The organism is Streptomyces thermospinosisporus, from assembly GCF_039526425.1.
Taxonomy (GTDB): Bacteria; Actinomycetota; Actinomycetes; order Streptomycetales; family Streptomycetaceae; genus Streptomyces; species Streptomyces thermocarboxydovorans.
This window is the reverse complement of sequence record NZ_BAAAIZ010000071.1, coordinates 18,784-38,891: the sequence shown is the minus strand read 5'-3', so window position 1 is coordinate 38,891 and position 20,108 is coordinate 18,784. Positions and strand designations below refer to the sequence as shown.

The window sequence follows — 20,108 nt, the reverse complement described above, 5'->3', positions numbered from 1 at the left end:
GGGCGTCAGTCAGTGGCTGGGCCACGATCACCGGAACCTGAGTATCAGCATCAATGTCAGAGGTCCGTGGCAGGATCGGGGGCGTGGCAGAGACAGCATCGAAGAAGACCGAGAACACCCCCGACGGCGGCCGCCCGCGCCTGATGCTCATGGACGGGCACTCACTGGCCTACCGCGCGTTCTTCGCGCTGCCCGCCGAGAACTTCACCACCGCGACGGGCCAGCCGACGAACGCGATCTACGGCTTCGCGTCGATGCTGGCCAACACGCTGCGCGACGAGGCGCCCACGCACTTCGCGGTGGCCTTCGACGTGTCCCGCAAGACCTGGCGGGCCGAGGAGTTCACCGAGTACAAGGCGAACCGCTCCAAGACCCCCGACGACTTCCGCGGGCAGGTCGAGCTGATCGGCGAGCTGCTGGACGCGATGCATGCCGAGCGCTTCGCCGTCGAGGGGTACGAGGCGGACGACATCATCGCCACCCTCGCCACCCAGGCCGAGGCCGAGGGCTTCGAGGTGCTGATCGTCACCGGCGACCGCGACGCCTTCCAGCTGGTCTCCGACCATGTCACCGTGCTCTACCCGACGAAGGGCGTCTCCGAGCTGACCCGGTTCACCCCGGAGAAGGTCTTCGAGAAGTACGGCCTGACCCCCGCCCAGTACCCGGACTTCGCCGCGCTGCGCGGCGACCCTTCCGACAACCTGCCCGGCATCCCCGGCGTCGGCGAGAAGACCGCCGCGAAGTGGATCAACCAGTTCGGTTCCTTCGCGGAGCTGGTCGAGCGCGTCGACGAGGTCAAGGGCAAGGCCGGGCAGAACCTCCGCGACCACCTGGAGGCGGTCAAGCTCAACCGCCGGCTCACCGAGCTGGACCGCCGGGTGCCGCTGTCCAAGACCGTCGCCGACCTGGAGCGCACCGCCTACGACCGCAAGGCCGTGGCGATGTTCCTGGACACCCTGGAGATCAGGAACCCCTCGCTGCGCGAGCGGCTGTTCGCCGTCGACCCCGGCGCCGCGGAGGCCGAGGTCACCCCGGTCGTCGTGGAGGGAGTGGAGCTGGAGGGCACCGTGCTGGGCACCGGCGAGCTGGCCGGCTGGCTCCGCGAGCACGGCACCGGCCCGCTCGGGGTCGCCACCGTCGACACCTGGGCGCTGGGCACCGGCTCGGTGGCCGAGATCGCGCTGGCCACCGCCGAGGGGCCGGCCGCCTGGTTCGACCCGGCCGAGCTGGACGAGGCCGACGAGCGGGCCTTCGCCGCCTGGCTCGCCGACCCGGACGCGCCCAAGGTGTTCCACGACGTCAAGGGCGCCATGCGGGTCTTCGCCGAGCACGGCTGGCGCATCGAGGGCGTGCGCATGGACACCGCGCTCGCCGCCTACCTGGTCAAGCCGGGCCGCCGCTCCTTCGACCTGGACGCGCTGTCCCTGGAGTATCTGCACCGCGAGCTGGCGCCCCCGGCCGCGGCCGACGGCCAGCTGGCGTTCGGCGCCGACGACGGGGCCGAGGCGGAGGCGCTGATGCTGCAGGCCCGCACCATCCTCGACCTGGGCGAGGCCTTCGAGGGCCGCCTGGAGCAGGTGGGCGCGGCCGATCTGCTGCGGGACGTGGAGCTGCCGACGTCGGAGCTGCTGGCCCGGATGGAGCGGCACGGCATCGCGGCGGACCGGGAGCATCTGCAGGCCATGGAGCAGATGTTCGCCGGTGCCGTGCAGCAGGCCGTGAAGGAGGCGCACGCCGCGGCGGGCCACGAGTTCAACCTCGGCTCGCCCAAGCAGCTGCAGGAGGTCCTCTTCGGCGAGCTGGGCCTGCCGAAGACCAAGAAGACCAAGACCGGTTACACCACGGACGCGGACGCGCTGGCCTGGCTGGCGAACCAGACGGACAACGAACTGCCGGTGATCATGCTCCGGCACCGGGAGCAGGCCAAGCTCCGGGTCACCGTCGAGGGCCTGATCAAGACGATCGCCGCGGACGGCCGGATCCACACCACCTTCAACCAGACGGTCGCCGCCACCGGCCGCCTCTCCTCGACCGACCCCAACCTGCAGAACATCCCCGTCCGCACCGACGAGGGCCGCGCCATCCGCCGCGGCTTCGTGGTCGGCGAGGGCTACGAGTCCCTGCTGACCGCCGACTACAGCCAGATCGAGCTGCGCGTGATGGCCCACCTCTCCGAGGACGCGGGCCTGATCGAGGCGTTCACCTCCGGCGAGGACCTGCACACCACGGCCGCCGCGCAGGTGTTCTCCGTCGAACCGTCCGCCGTGGACGCGGAGATGCGCCGCAAGATCAAGGCGATGTCGTACGGCCTGGCCTACGGCCTTTCGGCGTTCGGCCTCTCCCAGCAGCTGAACATCGAGGCGGCGGAGGCCCGCGCCCTGATGGACGCCTACTTCGAGCGCTTCGGCGGCGTGCGGGACTATCTGCAGCGGGTCGTCGCGGAGGCCCGGGCCACCGGCTACACGGCGACGCTGTTCGGCCGCCGCCGCTATCTGCCCGACCTCAACAGCGACAACCGCCAGCGCCGCGAGGCGGCGGAGCGGATGGCGCTCAACGCACCGATCCAGGGCACGGCGGCGGACATCGTCAAGATCGCCATGCTCAGGGTGGACCGCGCCCTGCGCGAGGCGGGCCTGAAGTCCCGCATGCTCCTTCAGGTCCACGACGAGATCGTCCTGGAGATCGCCCCCGGCGAACGCCCCACCGTCGAGACCCTGGTCCGCGAGCAGATGGCCAACGCGGTCCAGCTCCGCGTCCCCCTCGGCGTCTCGATCGGCTGGGGCCCGGACTGGGAGTCCGCGGCCCACTGATCCCCTGCCGGGGGAGCGGGCAGACCCACGGCGTACCCGCGCCGGGGCGGACGAAAAGTTCCGCCCCGGCCGGGACACTGCCTGGCAAACCAGGTGAAAGCGGTCACGGCGAACGCAGTGAAAGCGGTCGCGCCGAGGGGAACCGCGGGCCTCACCCGGCTGGCCCCCGTAAAAACGCCCCCGTCTTCGCCCGCGGCCAGGATGCGGGGCATGGGTATACGCATGCTTCACCGCAGAGCGGCACCCCCGCGGAGTGGAGCCGACGGGCCGCGGCCCGAGGCGTCCTGTTCCGTTCCGGTCTTCGCGGCCGCCGCAAGCACCGCCCGGATCCCCACCCCCTTCACCACCGCGCTGCGCAGTGCCGTCACCGGCAGGCAGTGGCTGCCCGGCCGGGCCGACGGCATCCGGTCCGGCATTCCCGCCATCCCCTGGCGGCTGTGGGCCGAGCTGGCCCGCAGCTATCTCAGTCTCGCGCTCACGCTGCTGCCCCGGCCGCGCCCCGTGCGTACCGTCACCGTGTTCGTGGCGGCCGGGGAGACCCTCAGCGTGCGGCCGTACGGCTCGGCCGCCGCGTACCCTCGTCTGCCGGGCGGCTCTTCGTGGCCGGGGCGGCCGGACGCCAAATCCTGACGGCCACCGCGTACAGCAGCAGCGCCGGCACCAGACCGGCGCCCGCCCCGAAGCACACCGTCGGGATCAGCTCCCAGGGCTCGGCCGTCGCCCCCCAGTAGGCCCACCATCGCGAGGCCCGCGGCACCGCCCCCGCCAGCGCGCAGACCGAGAGCAGCACCAGCGCCGCCCAGCGGTCCGCGACGGACAGCAGCGGGACACCCGAGGGGCATCGTGCCTCGGTCCGCCGCAGGGCGCGCGCCACGAACAGCGCGATCACCAGCGCCGCCACCGCCGAGCCCCCGTACTGCAGGTACCAGTACAGCGGTGAGCCCGCGATCTCCCGGCCCAGGACCGGGAAGACCCGCATCCCCCACCGGTCGAGATGGGTGAACGCGTCCCACACCACATGCGTCAGCGCCCCCAGCACGGCCGATGCGTACCACCGCGCCACCAGCGACGGCCGCACCCGCGCCCGCGGCACCCCGCAGCGCAGCAGCGCCGCCGCACGGGCCTGCCGGCCCGCCGGCAGCAGGGCCACCAGCGGTTCGCGGATCAGCAGCCACAGCCCGACCAGCGCCCAGGCGATGACCACATCGACGGTGAACACGCCCCAGAACGCGTGTGTGACGTCCCCGAACTCCATCGCCCCGGAGAGGAAACTCGCCGCGTAGTAGGTCATGTCGGGAGCGAAGCTCCCGGCCACCAGCACGGCCGGCACCAGGGAGCCCCGTCCGCTGCCGTCGCCGCGGACGGCGGGCAGCACCGCTGCCGCATGGCTGAGTGTGAAGGGCAATTCGGCCTCCCCGCTGTGGAAAGCACCCAGTATGCGCGACGCCACGGCGCAGGTTCGCTCAACTCCGGACATGACCAACCGGTGAATAACGGTCAGGAACCGGTGTTCGCGCAAAGGAAGTTGTCGTAGGGTCGCGAGGGTCTCCGCCAGGAAGGGGCAACCGGCGGGGCCGGTCGATCGTCAGAACAGGGCGAACACAACAGACGTTGACGGACGCTCCGGCGTCCACGGGAGGGGTTCACTCTATGGCGGCGCATTTCGGCAGGAGGCTGCGCAGGGGAGCGGCAACCACCGCGGTGGCCGCGGCGGCAGTGGCGGCCCTGTCCGCGTCCCAGGCTCCGGGCGTGACCGTCGACGAGCACGGCAGACAGACCAGCGCGGACGCCACCCCCTCACCCGACGCGGCGGCCGACAGCGCCACCGGCAACTCGCCGTACTACACCGACCTGCCGCCGCTCAACAGCCCGAGCCCCTCGCCGTCCGCGAGCGCCGGCCCGGGCACGCCGCCCGGCGCCGCCGAGGCCGGCATACCGGCGACCGTCCTCGACGCCTACAAGAAGGCCGAGGCGGTCCTCAGGGAGAAGAAGCCCGCCTGCAACCTGCCCTGGCAACTCCTCGCCGCCATCGGCCGCGTGGAGTCCGGCCAGGCCCGCGGCGGACGCGTCGACGCCGACGGCACCACGCTGAGCCCGATCATCGGCCCCCAGCTCGACGGCAACGGCTTCGCGCTCATCCGGGACACCGACAACGGCGCCTACGACGGCAACAGCCGCTACGACAACGCCGTCGGCCCCATGCAGTTCATCCCCTCCACCTGGGCCTGGGCGGGCCGCGACGGCAACGGCGACGGCCGCAAGGACCCCAACAACGTCTACGACGCCGCGCTCGCCGCCGGCCACTACCTGTGCCGCAACGGCTGGGACCTGTCCGACCAGGGCGACCTCGAGCGGGCCATCCTCAGCTACAACAACTCCAGGGACTACCTCAACACCGTTCTGAGGTGGCTGGAGTACTACCGCAAGGGCACCCACGAGATCCCCGACGGCACCGGCCCGCTCCCCTCGGACCGCAGCGACGGCGGCAAGGCACGCCCCGGTACGACCCCGAGCCCGTCCACGCCCGGCACCAAGCCCGGCGGCAAGAAGCCCAAGCCGGACAAGCCCTCCGGCAGCACCCCCGCCACCAAGCCGCCCACCTCGCCCGGCGGCACCCCGAGCAAGCCGCCCGCCTCGCCGTCGACCCCTCCGGAGACCCCCCGGACCCCCACCGACACGGTGGACCACCTGGAGAACGCGGGCACCGGAAAGCTCACCACGATGGCCGGCCGCACCTTCAGCGAGCGGATCAGCGCCCGCGCGGAGACCGAGGCCGGCAAGTCCGTGGCCAAGGTGCGCATCCGCTTCACCGTGCTCGGCGACACCGACACCACCTTCGCCGGCGGGGAGAGCGTGGCCACCGTGGCCACCAACAGCTCCGGCGTCGCGGTCGCGCCCGCCCTGAAGGCGGGCGAGAAGACGGGCACCGTCACCGTCCGCGCCACCGTCGTCGGACGCCCGGTGCCCGGCCTCGACTTCAAGGCCACCGTCACCGAACGCGCCGCCGACAAGCTGGAGCGCACCGACGACACCGAGCTGACCTGCGTCCCGGGCGGCGAGTTCGACCCCGTGGTCGTGAAGGCCACCTACCAGGGCGCCGCCGCCGGCAGGGTCGCGGCCACCGCCGCCGTCCTCACCTCCGGCGACGACCCGGCGCCCGCCGAGAAGGGCCCGTACTTCAAGGACGCCGACGGCAAGGCCGTACGCACCCTCGACGGCCTCAAGACCGACGCGGACGGTCTGCTGAAGCTGCCTCAGCTGTACGCGGACGACACCACCGGCACCTTCCTGCTCCGCATCACCACCGCAGGCGGCGCCACCCTCACCGTCGAACTGACCGTGGCGGCGGCCGAGTCGTCCTCCCCGAGCGCCTCGCCCAGCGCCTGAGCCAACGCCGCACACCGCACGCCTGATCCGAGGGCGCGCCCCGCACCACAGGGGGCGCGCCCTCGGCCCGTGCGCGACCTGTTCTCATCTCACGCCCTCGTTGCTACGGTGCCCGGACCATCCCGCCTGACGGGCCGTCAGTTCGCTTGCCCGCGGAGGCTGCCCGCGGAGGAGGAGGCACCCATGCGCGCCCTCGTCGCCGCCGCCCTGGGGCTCGCCGCCGCGTTCGCCCTCGTGCTGACGCTGACCGCGCTGGGCTCCCCGACCGGGGAGACCTCCCCGAAGCCGCTGCTGACGACGGTGCCCGCACACCCCTGACCCGCACACCCCCGACCCGCAGTGCCGATCCGCACTCTCCGCACTCCCGACACGCCCGCCCGCAAGGGAGGCCGCCATGCGCCGCAAGGCCGCACTGGTCCTGCTCGCCGCCGCCGTGTTCTGCGCGGCCCTGTCCCCCCTGCTGCGCTGGTACGCCTTCCCGCGCCTGGCCAAGGTCCCGCCGGACCAGTACCAGACCATGGTCCTGGAGGCGAAGGACGCCACCCTCCTCGACTACTCCACCCTGCGCGCGAAGAAGGTCCCCTCCATCACCATCGTGCAGACCCTCAAGGGCAACGTGGCCGCCTCCGAGGGCATCGAACGGAGCGCCGGCCGTGACGTGGTCGTCTGGGACGGCCTCACCTATGTCGTCGGACCCGAGGGCGGGATGGTGTCCCGGATCCCCGAGCGCTACATCTTCGACGCCCACACCCAGGAACCCGTCAACGCCGCCGGCGAGATGGTCGACGGCGACCCCGTGCGCCGCCGGGGCATCGAGTTCAAATGGCCCTTCCTGACCGAGCGCCGGGACTACCGGTACTTCGACGCCCAGGCCCGCGTGACAGCCCCCATCCACTACAAGGGCACCCGAGACTTCCGCGGCCTGGAGGTCTACTACTTCGAGCAGACCATCCCCTGGACCCGGGTGCCGTACCCCAAGACCCTGCCCGTCAAGGGCATGACCCCGAAGGCGCTCGAGGAGACCGGCACCACCCGCTGGTACACCACCGTCCGCCGCTTCTGGGTCGAACCGCTCACCGGCGCCCCCGTCTACGGCGAGGAGATCCACAAGGAGGAACTGCGCGGCGGGGCCCTGCTCGGCGACCGCGACAAGGTCACGGCCTTCGCCGGCCATGTGAAGATGCGCGAGGACTACATCCGCCACACCGTCGACCTGGTCTCCTCCCACCGCACCCTGGTCCTGCTGCTGACCTCCTGCCTGCCCTGGGGCCTGCTCGCCCTGGCCGCCGCGCTGCTGGCCCTCTCCCTGTATCTGGAGGCCCGCGCCCGCCGCGGGCCGGACGGCGGCAGCCCGGACCGGGCGTCGGCACCGCAGCAGATCAGCGCCTGAGCCGCGCGTTGGTGTGCCGGGTCGGCTCGGCGGTGGCCGGGTCCTCGGGCCACGGATGCTTCGGATAGCGGCCGCGCAGCTCCGCCCGCACGCCCTTGTACCCGTCCCGCCAGAACGAGGCCAGATCGGCGGTCACCGCGGCCGGCCGCCCCGCCGGGGACAGCAGATGCACCAGCAGCGGCACACCCGCCACCCGCGGCGACTCATGCAGCCCGAACATCTCCTGGAGCTTCACCGCGAGCACCGGCTGCTGCGGATCCGAGTAGTCGATCCGCACCGACGAGCCGCTGGGCACGGTGATCCGCTCGGGCGCCAGCTCGTCCAGCCGGGCCGCCTCGCCCGACGCCCACGGCAGCAGCCGCGCCAGCGCCTGCCCGGCGTCGATCCGCTCCAGATCGGCCCGCCGCCGCGCCCGGCTCAGCTCCGGCTCCAGCCACTCGGCCACGCGGGCGTGCAGCGCCTCGTCGGAGACGTCGGGCCAGGGCGCACCCACCCGGCGGTGCAGGAACGCCAGCCGCTGCCGCAGCACCTCCGCCTCGCGCGACCACCGCAGCAGGCCGAACCCCTCCCGGCGCAGCCCGTCAAGGAGCGCCTCGCGTACCAGCTCCGGATCGGCGTCGTCGTACGGCCGCACGGCCAGCTCGATCGCCCCGAGCCGCTCGACCCGCCGCGCCACCACGTCCCCGTCGGCCCAGCGCACCTCCTCCCCCTCCTCGAGCAGGGCCCCGGCGGCCCACCGGGCCACGTCCTCGTCGATCACCGCGCCGAGCCGCACCCGCGCATGCCGGCTCCCGACGGGCCGGTCCGCCGCGGCCACCACGATCCAGGGCGCCCCGCGCAACGCCGAGCCGTCGCCCACCTCGGCCCGCGTGCCGGACGCCATCAGATACGACCCGCCGTCCCACCTGGCCACCCGCTCGGGAAAGGCCAGCGCGGCCACGACCCCGGCCACCCGGTCGTCCCCGTCACCGGCCCGAACGCCGCCCTCCGGTCCGGCCGTGCCGCCCTCCGGTCCGGCCGTGCCGCCCTCCGGTCCGGACGTGCCGCCCTCCGGTCCGGCCGTGCCGCCCTCCGGTCCGGCCGTGCCGCCCTCCGGCCCGGACGTGCCGCCCTCCGGCCCGGACGTGCCGCCCTGCAGCCGGGATGCCCCGGCCTCCCGCCCGGACGCGCCGGCGTCCCGGCGGGACACCTCCTCGGACGCCAGGGCCCGCAGCCGCCGGACCTCCGAACGCCACCGTGAGCCGTAGGCGTCACCACCGCGCCGAGCCGCCCGCAGCGCCCCCGCGAGATCGTCCCCGTACTCCCGCGGCGCCTCCTCCGACAGCAGGGCCACCACCTCGGCCCCGGCACCCCCGGTGTCCATCAGCGCCCGTCCCAGCCGGGGATGGACCCCCAGCCGCACCAGCGACCGCCCGCGCTCCGTGGCCCGCCCGGCCGCATCCACGGCCCCGACCGCCAGCAGCGCCTCCCGGGCCGCCGCCATCGCCCCCGCCGGCGGCGCGTCCAGCAGCGCAAGGCCGGACGCGTCCGGGTCACCCCAGCACGCCGCCTGCAGCGCGAACCCGGTCAGATCGGCCACTTTGATCTCCGGCGCGGGGAAGCGCGGCAGCCGCCCGTCCTCCGCCTCCGCCCAGCACCGGTACACCGCCCCCGGCGCCTCGCGCCCGGCCCGCCCGGCCCGCTGCCGGGCCGCCGCCTGCGAGGCCCGCACCGTCGTCAGCGCGCTCAGCCCCCGGGCGTGGTCCACCCGCGGCTCCCGCGCCAGCCCCGAGTCCACCACCACCCGCACCCCGGGCACGGTCAGGGAGGACTCGGCGACCGAGGTGGCCAGCACCACGCGCCGCCGCTCACCGGGCGACAGCACCGCGTCCTGCACGGCGGCCGGCGCCCTGCCGTGCACCTGCAGCACCTCCGCCTCGCCGAGGTCGCCGAGCAGACCGGCCACCCGCGCGATCTCGCCCACACCCGGCAGGAACACCAGCACGTCCCCGTCCCGCTCGGCCAGCGCCCGCCGCACCACCGAGGCCACATGGGCCAGCAGCGCCGGATCCACCCGCAACCCGTGCGGCGGCCGCACCGCACGCGCCGGCGGCGCCCACACCACCTCCACCGGATGCGCGGCACCGTGCGCCTCGATCACCGGCGCGTCGCCCAGCAGCCGCGCCCAGCCGTCCGCGTCCGTGGTCGCCGACGCGGCCACCAGCCGCAGGTCCGGGCGGAGCGTCTCGCGCACGTCCCACAGGAACGCCGCCGTGGTGTCCGCGTCCAGGTGCCGCTCATGGCACTCGTCGAGCACCACCACGTCCACCCCGGACAGCTCCGGGTCGCGCTGCACCCGCTGCAGCAGCACACCGGTCGTGACGACCTCCACCCGCGTGTGCCGCCCGGCGACCCGCTCGCCGCGCACCGCGAAACCGACCTGCCCACCAGGCTTCTCGCCCAGGAGCCACGCCATCCGCCGGGCCGCCGCGCGGGCCGCGATCCGCCGCGGCTCGGCCACCACCACCCGCCGCTCGGGCCCCTCGCCGAGCAGCCCGGCCAGCGCCAGCGGCACCAGCGTCGTCTTGCCGGTGCCGGGCGGCGCCACCAGCACGGTGGTGCCGCACTCGTCCAGGGCGCGGGTCAGGCCGGGCAGCGCCTCGCGTACGGGAAGGGACTCCAGGGCGTCGTAACGGATCACACCCTCAGTCTCGTACGCACACGAAGATCGCCGTGCCCGGGATCAGGCTCCCGCGCAGCGGGGACCAGCCGCCCCACTCACTCGTGTTCCAGGACGGCCATTCCGGTTCCACCAGATCCACCAGCCGGAAACCCGAGGCGACCACGTCGCGGACCCGGTCGCCGAGCGTCCGGTGATGCTCCACATAGACCGCGCGCCCCTGCTCGTCCTGTTCCACATAAGGGGTGCGGTCGAAGTAGGAGGCGGAGACGCTGAGCCCCTCCGGGCCCGGCTCGTCGGGGAACGCCCACCGGATCGGATGGGTGACCGAGAACACCAGCCGCCCTCCGGGCCGCAGCACGCGGTGCACCTCGCGGAGCACCAGCCGCGGGTCGGCGACGAAGGGGAGCGCACCGTACGCCGAGCAGGCCAGGTCGAAGGAGGCGTCGGCGAAGGGCAGCGCCACCGCGTCGGCGCACACCACAGGGAAGGAGGCGCCGATCCGCAGCGCGTGCTGGAGCTGGCGGTGCGAGATGTCCAGGGCGACCGGCCGCGCCCCCTGCCCGGCCAGCCAGCGCGAGCACTGGGCCGCTCCGGCGCCGAGCTCCAGGACGTCCTTGCCCCTCAGCTCCTCCGTGGGGCCGAGCAGCTCCGCCTCCGCCTCGTCCAGCCCCTCCGGACCCCAGACGAAGCGGTCGTCGCCGAGGAAGGTGCCGTGCTCCTGCTGATACTCGTCGGCGTTGCGGTCCCACCAGCCCCGGTTGGCGCGGGAGCTCTCCGTGACCCCGGCCTCCCGCCGGGTCGCCTCCGGCTCGGCCTCGCCGGCCTCCTGGACCCCGAGTGCGTCGGACTCTTGGATGATCGGCTCCCTCGTCGTACTCTTCCGTCCAACCCGCACCCGCGGCGTGTCGCGAGGGGCCAGGATCTGGCCCCCGTGTGGCCTCGGGTGACGAGAATTGTGCCGGTTATGCGGCGATGCTCCCCGGGTGGGCGGCTTCGCGCATTGACCATGTCCGGCGGCCCCCGTATGCTACAAGTTGCGCTGCGGGCCTGCGCACCTCAGACAGAGCAGGCTGCGCTCGCATCTGTTGTATGTCCCCTCGGTTGTCGAGGCGCCATCACCAGTCTCTGGTGGGGCGCTTCCTTGGCTGTCCGGCTTCTGCAGAGCGAAAAGGGCTCCGGCGTAGCAGTACCTACGACTTCAATGTCCGTACCGGAGCCCTTTCCCACATGACGAGCAGCACCGAGACCACCGCCACCACTCCGCAGGTAGCGGTCAACGACATCGGTAACGAGGAAGCCTTCCTCGCAGCGATCGACGAGACGATCAAGTACTTCAACGACGGCGACATCGTCGACGGCGTCATCGTGAAGGTCGACCGGGACGAGGTCCTGCTCGACATCGGCTACAAGACCGAAGGTGTCATCCCGAGCCGCGAGCTCTCGATCAAGCACGACGTCGACCCCAACGAGGTCGTCGCGGTCGGCGACGAGATCGAGGCCCTGGTTCTCCAGAAGGAGGACAAGGAAGGCCGCCTGATCCTCTCGAAGAAGCGCGCCCAGTACGAGCGTGCCTGGGGCACCATCGAGAAGATCAAGGAAGAGGACGGCATCGTCACCGGTACCGTCATCGAGGTCGTCAAGGGTGGTCTCATCCTCGACATCGGCCTCCGCGGCTTCCTGCCGGCCTCCCTGGTCGAGATGCGCCGCGTCCGCGACCTCCAGCCCTACGTGGGCAAGGAGCTCGAGGCCAAGATCATCGAGCTGGACAAGAACCGCAACAACGTGGTCCTCTCCCGCCGTGCCTGGCTGGAGCAGACCCAGTCCGAGGTCCGCCAGACGTTCCTCACCACCCTGCAGAAGGGTCAGGTCCGTTCCGGCGTCGTCTCCTCGATCGTCAACTTCGGTGCCTTCGTGGACCTGGGCGGCGTCGACGGTCTGGTCCACGTCTCCGAGCTCTCCTGGAAGCACATCGACCACCCGTCCGAGGTCGTCGAGGTCGGCCAGGAGGTCACGGTCGAGGTCCTGGACGTCGACATGGACCGCGAGCGCGTCTCCCTGTCGCTGAAGGCGACCCAGGAAGACCCGTGGCAGCAGTTCGCCCGCACCCACCAGATCGGCCAGGTCGTGCCCGGCAAGGTCACGAAGCTGGTTCCGTTCGGTGCGTTCGTCCGCGTGGACGAGGGGATCGAGGGCCTGGTCCACATCTCCGAGCTGGCCGAGCGCCACGTGGAGATCCCGGAGCAGGTCGTCCAGGTCAACGACGAGATCTTCGTCAAGGTCATCGACATCGACCTCGAGCGCCGTCGCATCAGCCTCTCGCTGAAGCAGGCCAACGAGTCCTTCGGTGCCGACCCGACGGCGGTCGAGTTCGACCCGACCCTGTACGGCATGGCCGCGTCCTACGACGACCAGGGCAACTACATCTACCCCGAAGGCTTCGACCCGGAGACCAACGACTGGCTGCCGGGCTACGAGAAGCAGCGCGAGGAGTGGGAGCGTCAGTACGCCGAGGCGCAGGCCCGCTTCGAGCAGCACCAGGCGCAGGTCATCAAGTCCCGCGAGGCGGACGCCGCGGCTGCCGCCGAGGGCGGCGAGGCCGCCGCTCCGGCCGCCTCCGGTGGCGGTTCGTACTCCTCCGAGGGCGGCGACCAGTCCGGTGCGCTGGCTTCGGACGAGGCCCTGGCCGCGCTCCGCGAGAAGCTCGCCGGCGGTCAGAGCTGAACGCCCACTGAGCAAGGCTCTTCCTGAGCAGTAGCTCTTCTTGATCCGAGGGCCCGCACCTTTGAAGGTGCGGGTCCTCGGAGTTTGCGGGGGCACCCGTCCCGACCCACCGCGGCGGCCGTTCACGGCCGGCCGTGCGGCTCCGCATGCCCCGGCGCAGGCATCGGGAATGACACTGCCCCGTCACACGTTGTGGTGTATGAACACGAGGAGGAGCGGTCCGTGCTTGATCCGCAGGGTTTGTACGCGTGGGAGCCGAAGGGCCTGGCCGTCGTCGACATGGCGCTCGCCCAGGAATCGGCCGGCCTTGTCATGCTCTACCACTTCGACGGATACATCGACGCGGGAGAGACCGGCGACCTGATCGTCGACCGGCTGCTCGACCTGCTGCCCCACCAGGTCGTCGCCCGCTTCGACCACGACCGGCTCGTGGACTACCGCGCCCGGCGCCCCCTGCTCACCTTCACCCGCGACCGGTGGACCGACTACGACGTGCCCGCCCTGGAGGTCAAGATCGTCCAGGACGCCACCGGGGCGCCCTTCCTGCTGCTGTCCGGTCCCGAACCGGACGTGGAGTGGGAGCGCTTCGCCGCAGCCGTCCGGCAGATCGTGGAGCGGCTCGGCGTCCGCCTGTCCGTCAACTTCCACGGCATCCCCATGGGTGTCCCGCACACCCGGCCCGTCGGCATCACCCCGCACGGCAACCGCACCGACCTGGTCCCCGGGCACAGCAGCCCCTTCCAGGAGGCCCAGGTCCCCGGCAGTGCCGAGGCGCTCGTCGAGTACCGGCTGATGCAGGCCGGGCACGACGTCCTCGGGGTCGCCGCGCATGTGCCGCACTACATCGCCCGCTCCCCGTACCCGGACGCCGCGCTCACCGTCCTGGAGGCCATCACCGCGGCGACCGGCCTGGTCCTGCCCGGTGTCGCGCACTCCCTGCGCACCGACGCCCGGCGCACCCAGACCGAGATCGACCGCCAGATCCAGGAGGGCGACGAGGAGCTCACCGCCCTCGTCCAGGGCCTGGAGCACCAGTACGACGCGGCGGCGGGCGCCGAGACCCGCGGCAACATGCTCGCCGAGCCGGTGGAGATCCCCTCGGCGGACGAGATCGGCCGCGAGTTCGAGCGCTTCCTGGCGGAGCGCGAAGGGGACAACTGAGGCTGCCGGGGCGGCCGTCGGCCGAGACCTGCCGGGGCGGCCGCCTGCGGCAGGGCCTAAGCTGCCGCACATGCTGAAGGTGGGCCTGACCGGCGGGATCGGCGCCGGCAAGAGCGAAGTGTCGCGGCTGCTCGTGGAGTGCGGGGCCGTACTGATCGACGCGGACCGCATCGCACGCGAGGTGGTCGCACCCGGCACGCCGGGTCTCGCGGCGGTCGTGGAGGCCTTCGGCGAGGAGGTTCTCGCTCCCGACGGCTCCCTGGACCGGCCCAAGCTCGGCTCGATCGTCTTCTCCGACCCGGAGAAGCTGGCCGTCCTCAACTCGATCGTGCACCCCTTGGTCGGCGCCCGCTCCCGCGAGCTGGAGGAGGCCGCCGCCGACGACGCCGTGGTGGTGCACGATGTCCCCCTGCTCACAGAGAACGGGCTCGCGCCCCTGTACGACGTGGTGATCGTCGTCGACGCGAGCCCTGAGACGCAGCTCGACCGGCTGGTCCGGCTGCGCGGCATGAGCGAGGCGGACGCCCGCGCCCGCATGGCCGCCCAGGCGACGCGCGAACAGCGGCGGGAGATCGCGGACATCGTCATCGACAACGACGTGCCGCTGCCCGAGCTGGAGCGGCGGGTGAAGGAGGTCTGGGCGGAACTGGTGCGCCGGGCACGCGAGTCCAAGGAGCAGGGGGCGCAGGAGCAGGCGGCCCAGGAACCGGGGTTCCAGGAACAGGGGTCCCAGGAATGGGGGTCCCAGGAATAGGGCTGCGCCGCCCGGGCGTTGAACCCGCGAAGTGAGGGAGGGATGACCCGTGCCCGAGACCAGCGGTTCCCACGGACGGACGCCGGAGACGCATGTCATCGACTTCCGTGCCGCCGAGCAGCTGCTCGCGGCGCGGGACCCGCAGGGTGCGGTGAAGCTGCTCGACCGCGTCATCGAGGCGCACCCGGAGAACACCGCGGCACGGCTGCTGCGCGCCCGTGCCTTCTTCGCGGCCGCCCGCCTGCGCTCCGCCGAGCTGGAGTTCTCCCTCGTCCTGGAACGCGAGCCGGACAACGCGTACGCCCACTTCGCCCTCGCCCGCACCTATCAGCGGCAGGGCCGGGCCAACCCGGCGCAGCGCCACTTCCGGCTGGCGGCGGCGCTGGACCCGAAGCCGGAGTACCTGGAAGCGGCACGCTTCGACCGCTGAAGGCGGCCTACCAGCCGCCGCAGCTAGCCCTCCGGCGGCTGGTAGGGCGGCACGTCCCGGCCCGGCTGGAAGTGCGGGCCCTGACGGATGTGGCGGATGATCACCACCATGTCGATCAGGGTGATCAGCAGGAGCACTCCGCAGGCGATCGCCCAGCCCGGACGGTCCGTGATCGCGAAGGCCGCGGTGCCGAAGCCCGTCCACAGGATGCCCCAGAGGCTCAGCCAGAACCGCATCCGCAGCGGACTGCGCGCGGTTCTCGGCTCACTGCCGGTACGTATCACGGTCACCACTCCTGTTCGCAACGTACGCCCCGAAGCGGACGCGCACCAGCGATGGGTTCCCGGCTCCGCCCCGGTCCAACGGGTGGGCTGGGGGCACGCGGGAATGTACGCCGTCGGGCTGCCCGAACTGGCGGGAGCCGTCGGGCTGCTGGTGCCGGTGCCGCAGTCGGCGGCCGCCGCCGGGCGGAGCGCGCTGACCGTATGCGGACCGCCCGCCGCCCGCTGAACGAACGGCGCCCGGGAGGCCTTGGCCCTCCGGGCGCCGTTCGGCGTGTTCAGGTCCGGGGCCTGCCGCCCCGCCCGCCGGCCGCGCCGAAGCCGCCTGGCGCGCCGAGACCGCGCAGGCGTTCCAGCTCGCGGCGGTCGCGCTTGGTCGGACGGCCCGCGCCGCGCTCGCGGATGCCCGCCGGGGCGACGGCCTCGCGGGGCGGGGGCGGCGGGGAGTTGTCGATGTAGCACTGGGCGGCCACCGGGGCGCCGACCCGCTTGCGGATCAGCCGCTTGACGACCACCACCCGCTCCCGGCCCTCGTGCCGCAGCCGCACCTCGTCGCCGACGCGGACACTGTGGGCCGGCTTGACCCGCTCACCGTTCACCCGCACATGCCCGCCCCGGCAGGCGGCGGCGCCCAGTGAACGCGTCTTGATCAGACGTACGGCCCAGATCCAGCTGTCGATGCGGACGTTCTCGCCGGGTTTCGGCCCGGCGGCCTCGGCGGCCGCCACGGCAGCGGCGATCCTGGGATCCGTCCCGTCCTGCTGCACACCCTCGGAAGCCATGCCCCGACCTTATCGGCCACAGCCCCGACTTTCCCCAAATATTTTTTGCAAAAACTCTTTTGCGATCGGCCCCGGCAGTCCTAACCTCGCCGTATGCCCAGTGACGAACCCGAGACCGGCCACCAGCGCGTCCTGGACCCCGAGCGGGACACCGACGCCCTGAAGGCACTGACCCACCCGCTGCGCATCCGGCTGCTGGGGCTGCTGCGGCGGGACGGCCCGGCCACCGCCAGCGAGCTGGCCGAGCGGACGGGGGAGTCGTCGGCGTCCACCAGCTACCACCTGCGGGTGCTGGCCAAGTACGCGTTCATCACCGAGGCCGAGCACCGCGACGGGCGCGAGCGCCGCTGGCGGGCGGTGCACTCCGTGACGTCCTGGAGCAACGAGGCGATGGAGTCCTCCGCGGCGGGCCGGGCGTACGTCGGCATGGCGCGGCGGCGGCAGATCGAGCACCTGGTGGCGTCCCTGGACCGGCACGAGGCGGACCTCGCCGAGGGGCGGCTCGGCAAGGAGTGGGTCGAACCGTCCCGCATCAACGATCTGATGCCGCGCCTGACCCCCGAGTCGCTCACCGAGCTGTGGGACGTCGTCTCCCGCACCCTCGACGAGCTCACCGCCCGGGACGCGGACGACCCCCGCGCCCGCCTGGTGGTCCTGTTCACCGCCGGACTGCCCCTCGCCCCGCTGCCCTCCCCGGCCGGGGAGACGTCGTGACCGAAGTGCCCGCGGTCCGGACGGCCCGCCGCCGCTACGTCACCGTCTGCGCCCTCTTCTGGCTGCCGCCGGGCCTGGCCATGGCCCCGCTGGTGCTGCTGTTCACCGAGCGCGGCATGGACCTCGCCGCCATCGCCGGCTTCTACGCCGCCCACTCCCTCACCGTCTCGGTGCTGGAACTCCCCACCGGTGGCCTCTCCGACGCCATCGGCCGCCGCCCGGTCCTCGCCGTGGCCGGTGTCCTCAACACCGGGGCCCTGCTGCTCCACGCCCTGGGCACCACCGCGGCCGCGCTCACCCTCGGCATGGTGCTGATGGGCGCGGGCCGCGCGCTGGCCAGCGGGCCGGCCGAGGCCTGGTACGTGGACACGGTCCAGGCCGCCGCCGGCCCCGGCGCCGAACTCCGCACCGGCCTGGCCCGCGGCAGCACCGCCACCTCCGCCGCGCTCGCGGCCGGCATCCTGCTGGGCGGCGCACTGCCCTGGCTGCTCGGCCTGGGCCCCGATCCCGGCGCCCGGCTCACCGAGTCGACCTCCGGGCTCGTCCTGCCCCTCTCCGTCCCGGTCCTGCTCGGTGCGGCGGTGGAGATCGTCTTCGTCGCTTACGTCCTCGCCGCCCTCCGCGAGCCACCCAGGCCGCCCGTGACCGTGCGCTCGGTGCTGCGCGGCATCCCGGGCGCCGTCCTGAACGGGGCGCGGTCGGCCGGCCGGGACGCGCTGGTCCGCCGCATCCTGCTCAGCACGGCAGCCGCGGGCAGCGCCCTGGCCGCGATCGAACTGCTCATGCCGGGCCGGGCGGTGAGCCTGACCGGCGCATCGGAGTCGGGCGCGATGCTCTTCGCCGGCCTCGCCTGCGGCGGCTTCGTCTGTTCGGGCCTGGGCAGCCAGCTGGCGCCGCTGCTGGCCCGGCGCACCGGCGGCGGGGAACGGGCGGTCCTGACCGCCCTCGGCGTCTCCACCGCCGGGCTGGTGCTGCTCGGCGTCACCGCCGCCTTCCCCCGCCCGGCCGCGCTCGGCCTGACCGGGGTCGCCGCCGGCTTCGGCCTGGTCTACCTCGGCCTCGGTGCGGCCGCCCCGAACGAGAACACCCTGCTGCACCACCGCGTCACCAGCGACGGCCGGGCCACCGCACTCTCCGTCCAGTCCCTCGCCCAGCAGTCGGCCGGCGCGCTGGCCGGCGTGATCGTCGGGGCGATGAGCCCGGGCCCGTGGCCCTGGCTGCTCACCGCGGGCATCCTCCTGACCGGCACCCTGCTCTGGCTCCGCCGTAGCGGGACACCGGGCGCCCCCGGCCCCGAGCCGGCGACCCGGCACGCCTCCCGAGCCCACCGGCCTACGGTGGACTCATGACCACCAGCGGCGAGCCGGCAGCGGGAAGCACCGGGGACACGACCCCGGACCCCGCTTCCGCCGCTCTCCCCGCCCGCGCCCTGCACGACCTGGACCGGCGCATCACCGGATGCCGGGCCTGCCCCCGGCTCGTCGCCTGGCGGGAGGAGGTCGCCCGCACCAAGCGGGCCGCCTTCGCCGACTGGACCTACTGGGGACGCCCCGTACCCGGCTTCGGCCCGCCGGACGCCCGGCTCGTGATCATCGGCCTGGCTCCCGCCGCCCACGGCGGCAACCGCACCGGCCGGATGTTCACCGGCGACCGCTCCGGAGACGTGCTGTACCAGGCTTTGTACGACGTGGGGCTGGCCTCCCAGCCGACGTCCGTGCATGCCGGCGACGGCCTGGAGCTGTACGGGGTACGCGTGACCGCCCCCGTCCACTGCGCCCCGCCCGCGAACAGGCCCACCCCGCGGGAGCGCGACACCTGCCGCCCCTGGCTCGTCCAGGAACTCCGCCTGCTGCGCCCGGCCCTGCGCGCCGCGCTCATCCTCGGCGCCTTCGGCTGGCAGGCGACGCTCCCGGCCCTGGCCGAGGCGGGCTGGACGATCCCCCGCCCCCGCCCCGCCTTCGCCCACGCCGCGCACACCGTCCTCCCGGCCCCCGACGGCCCGGACCTCCACCTCTTCGGCTGCTTCCACGTCAGCCAGCGCAACACCTTCACCGGCCGGCTGACCCCGCCCATGCTCCGGGAGATGCTGCGCTCGGCGGCGGACGCGGCGGGCCTGCCGACCACCGGCAAAACCGTATGAACGAGCCCCGGCACCGCGGTTAGGGTGCACCGATGACCCGTCACGCACACACCGACGACGTCTTCCTCGACACCACCGCCGACCGCCTCGCCGCGCTCCCCGGCGTCCTCGCCGTCACCCTCGGCGGCTCCCGGGCCCAGGGAACCGAACGCCCCGACAGCGACTGGGACCTGGCGATCTACTACCGGGGCCCCTTCGACCCCGGTGATCTGCGCGCGGTGGGCTGGCAGGGCGAGGTCTCCGAGATCGGCGGCTGGGGCGGCGGCGTCTTCAACGGCGGCGCCTGGCTCACCATCGACGGACGCCGGGTCGACGTCCACTACCGGGACCTCGACGTCGTCGAGCACCAACTGGCCGAGGCCGAGCGGGGACGCTTCCGCGTCGAGCCCCTCCTGTTCCACCTCGCGGGCATCCCCACCTACCTCCTGGTGGCCGAACTGGCCGTCAACCGCGTGCTGCGAGGCGAACTTCCCCGCCCGGACGGCTATCCCCCCGCGCTGCGCCGGAGCGCCCCGCCCCGCTGGTACGGCACCGCCACCGCCACCCTCGCCTACGCCAAGGCCGGCCACGCACCCAAGGGCGCCGTCACCCAGGTGGCCGGCAGTATCGCCGTCGCCGCACCCACGCAGCCCACGCCGTCCTGGCGGCCCGCGGCGAGTGGGTCACCAACGAAAAGGGCCTCCTCCACCGCGCCGGCCTCGCCGGAACCGACACCCTCATCTCCCACCTCACCCCCGACCCGGACTCCCTGACGAACGCCGTCACCGCCACGGAAAAGCTCCTCGCGGAAGCCGTCACAGCGGTCCTGCCGACCTGAAGGCGGCTGGTTCCGTCGCATTCTCCACCACGGCGTGGGCCGGTTGACCGTACGTTGGC

General features: G+C 73.2%; 18 protein-coding genes and 1 pseudogene. 14 read left to right on the top strand and 5 right to left on the bottom strand.

What is annotated here, in order from left to right; genetic code table 11:
* Positions 1-83 precede the first annotated feature (83 nt).
* Positions 84-2,810 carry a DNA polymerase I gene (polA, locus tag ABD207_RS23090; protein WP_344015022.1) on the top strand — a complete coding sequence of 909 codons (2,727 nt, stop codon included), beginning with the start codon at positions 84-86 and terminating at the stop codon, positions 2,808-2,810.
* A gap of 210 nt (positions 2,811-3,020) precedes the next feature.
* Positions 3,021-3,440: a hypothetical protein gene (locus ABD207_RS23085; RefSeq protein ID WP_344015021.1), complete on the top strand. Its 420-nt coding sequence runs from the start codon at positions 3,021-3,023 to the stop codon at positions 3,438-3,440.
* On the opposite strand, the gene ABD207_RS23080 is transcribed toward ABD207_RS23085, so the two are convergent.
* Positions 3,352-4,215, bottom strand: a complete 864-nt coding sequence (locus ABD207_RS23080; RefSeq protein ID WP_344015020.1) for a DUF4184 family protein — start codon at positions 4,213-4,215, stop codon at positions 3,352-3,354. The genes ABD207_RS23085 and ABD207_RS23080 overlap by 89 nt on opposite strands.
* Before the next feature lie 245 nt (positions 4,216-4,460).
* On the opposite strand from ABD207_RS23080, the gene ABD207_RS23075 reads away from it, so the two are divergent.
* The 3 genes from ABD207_RS23075 to pgfA all read left to right on the top strand — a co-directional run bounded on the left by ABD207_RS23075 (position 4,461) and on the right by pgfA (position 7,587).
* Complete coding sequence (locus ABD207_RS23075; RefSeq protein ID WP_344015019.1) at positions 4,461-6,197, top strand: lytic transglycosylase domain-containing protein; 1,737 nt, start codon at positions 4,461-4,463, stop codon at positions 6,195-6,197.
* Between the two features lie 183 nt (positions 6,198-6,380).
* Positions 6,381-6,515, top strand: coding sequence for an SPW_0924 family protein (locus tag ABD207_RS23070; protein WP_344007372.1), 135 nt, complete (start codon positions 6,381-6,383; stop codon positions 6,513-6,515).
* 76 nt (positions 6,516-6,591) lie between these two features.
* The gene (pgfA, locus tag ABD207_RS23065; protein ID WP_344015018.1) at positions 6,592-7,587 is read left to right on the top strand and encodes a cell envelope lipid trafficking protein PgfA; all 996 of its coding nucleotides are present in this window, start codon (positions 6,592-6,594) and stop codon (positions 7,585-7,587) included.
* Here pgfA and ABD207_RS23060 read toward each other — a convergent pair.
* A complete protein-coding gene (locus ABD207_RS23060) occupies positions 7,577-10,267 on the bottom strand; it encodes an ATP-dependent RNA helicase (RefSeq protein ID WP_344015017.1) in 2,691 nt (896 codons plus the stop codon). The genes pgfA and ABD207_RS23060 overlap by 11 nt on opposite strands.
* Positions 10,268-10,271: 4 nt before the next feature.
* Positions 10,272-11,144 (bottom strand): class I SAM-dependent methyltransferase, encoded by an 873-nt coding sequence (locus ABD207_RS23055; RefSeq protein WP_344015016.1) that lies wholly within the window; start codon positions 11,142-11,144, stop codon positions 10,272-10,274.
* Between the two features lie 332 nt (positions 11,145-11,476).
* On the opposite strand from ABD207_RS23055, the gene rpsA reads away from it, so the two are divergent.
* The 4 genes from rpsA (at position 11,477) to ABD207_RS23035 (ending at position 15,315) form a co-directional block, all read left to right on the top strand.
* A complete protein-coding gene (rpsA, locus tag ABD207_RS23050; RefSeq protein WP_344007378.1) occupies positions 11,477-12,970 on the top strand; it encodes a 30S ribosomal protein S1 in 1,494 nt (497 codons plus the stop codon).
* A gap of 222 nt (positions 12,971-13,192) precedes the next feature.
* Positions 13,193-14,131 (top strand): PAC2 family protein, encoded by a 939-nt coding sequence (locus ABD207_RS23045; RefSeq protein ID WP_344015015.1) that lies wholly within the window; start codon positions 13,193-13,195, stop codon positions 14,129-14,131.
* Between the two features lie 70 nt (positions 14,132-14,201).
* A complete protein-coding gene (coaE, locus tag ABD207_RS23040) occupies positions 14,202-14,885 on the top strand; it encodes a dephospho-CoA kinase (RefSeq protein ID WP_344015014.1) in 684 nt (227 codons plus the stop codon).
* A 49-nt stretch (positions 14,886-14,934) separates the two neighbouring features.
* The gene (locus ABD207_RS23035) at positions 14,935-15,315 is read left to right on the top strand and encodes a tetratricopeptide repeat protein (protein ID WP_344007384.1); all 381 of its coding nucleotides are present in this window, start codon (positions 14,935-14,937) and stop codon (positions 15,313-15,315) included.
* Between the two features lie 23 nt (positions 15,316-15,338).
* Here ABD207_RS23035 and ABD207_RS23030 read toward each other — a convergent pair whose 3' ends face one another.
* On the bottom strand, positions 15,339-15,596 hold the full coding sequence (locus ABD207_RS23030; RefSeq protein WP_344015023.1) for a DUF6343 family protein: 258 nt from the start codon (positions 15,594-15,596) through the stop codon (positions 15,339-15,341).
* 106 nt (positions 15,597-15,702) lie between these two features.
* Here ABD207_RS23030 and ABD207_RS23025 point away from each other — a divergent pair, with 106 nt between their 5' ends.
* Complete coding sequence (locus ABD207_RS23025) at positions 15,703-15,825, top strand: hypothetical protein (RefSeq protein WP_344015013.1); 123 nt, start codon at positions 15,703-15,705, stop codon at positions 15,823-15,825.
* 49 nt (positions 15,826-15,874) lie between these two features.
* Here ABD207_RS23025 and ABD207_RS23020 read toward each other — a convergent pair whose 3' ends face one another.
* Positions 15,875-16,378, bottom strand: a complete 504-nt coding sequence (locus tag ABD207_RS23020; protein ID WP_344015012.1) for an RNA-binding S4 domain-containing protein — start codon at positions 16,376-16,378, stop codon at positions 15,875-15,877.
* Positions 16,379-16,471: 93 nt separating this feature from the next.
* On the opposite strand from ABD207_RS23020, the gene ABD207_RS23015 reads away from it, so the two are divergent.
* The 4 genes and pseudogenes from ABD207_RS23015 (at position 16,472) to ABD207_RS23000 (ending at position 20,049) form a co-directional block, all read left to right on the top strand.
* The gene (locus ABD207_RS23015; protein WP_344015011.1) at positions 16,472-17,092 is read left to right on the top strand and encodes an ArsR/SmtB family transcription factor; all 621 of its coding nucleotides are present in this window, start codon (positions 16,472-16,474) and stop codon (positions 17,090-17,092) included.
* A complete protein-coding gene (locus ABD207_RS23010) occupies positions 17,089-18,441 on the top strand; it encodes an MFS transporter (RefSeq protein WP_344015010.1) in 1,353 nt (450 codons plus the stop codon). The genes ABD207_RS23015 and ABD207_RS23010 overlap by 4 nt, the downstream gene beginning before the upstream one ends.
* Positions 18,438-19,232: a uracil-DNA glycosylase gene (locus ABD207_RS23005; RefSeq protein WP_344015009.1), complete on the top strand. Its 795-nt coding sequence runs from the start codon at positions 18,438-18,440 to the stop codon at positions 19,230-19,232. Before ABD207_RS23010 ends, ABD207_RS23005 begins: the two co-directional genes overlap by 4 nt.
* A 32-nt stretch (positions 19,233-19,264) precedes the next feature.
* A pseudogene (locus ABD207_RS23000) lies at positions 19,265-20,049 on the top strand (nucleotidyltransferase domain-containing protein).
* The last annotated feature ends 59 nt before the right edge of the window (positions 20,050-20,108 follow it).

Excerpts from the sequence above, each read along its gene's own strand:
- ABD207_RS23005 (WP_344015009.1), top strand. The coding sequence starts at position 18,438 with ATGACCACCAGCGGCGAGCCGGCAGCGGGAAGCACCGGGGACACGACC.
- ABD207_RS23085 (WP_344015021.1), top strand. The coding sequence starts at position 3,021 with ATGGGTATACGCATGCTTCACCGCAGAGCGGCACCCCCGCGGAGTGGA.
- rpsA (WP_344007378.1), top strand. The coding sequence starts at position 11,477 with ATGACGAGCAGCACCGAGACCACCGCCACCACTCCGCAGGTAGCGGTC.
- ABD207_RS23025 (WP_344015013.1), top strand. The coding sequence starts at position 15,703 with ATGTACGCCGTCGGGCTGCCCGAACTGGCGGGAGCCGTCGGGCTGCTG.
- ABD207_RS23070 (WP_344007372.1), top strand. The coding sequence starts at position 6,381 with ATGCGCGCCCTCGTCGCCGCCGCCCTGGGGCTCGCCGCCGCGTTCGCC.
- ABD207_RS23075 (WP_344015019.1), top strand. The coding sequence starts at position 4,461 with ATGGCGGCGCATTTCGGCAGGAGGCTGCGCAGGGGAGCGGCAACCACC.
- ABD207_RS23015 (WP_344015011.1), top strand. The coding sequence starts at position 16,472 with ATGCCCAGTGACGAACCCGAGACCGGCCACCAGCGCGTCCTGGACCCC.
- pgfA (WP_344015018.1), top strand. The coding sequence starts at position 6,592 with ATGCGCCGCAAGGCCGCACTGGTCCTGCTCGCCGCCGCCGTGTTCTGC.
- coaE (WP_344015014.1), top strand. The coding sequence starts at position 14,202 with ATGCTGAAGGTGGGCCTGACCGGCGGGATCGGCGCCGGCAAGAGCGAA.
- ABD207_RS23020 (WP_344015012.1), bottom strand. The coding sequence starts at position 16,378 with ATGGCTTCCGAGGGTGTGCAGCAGGACGGGACGGATCCCAGGATCGCC.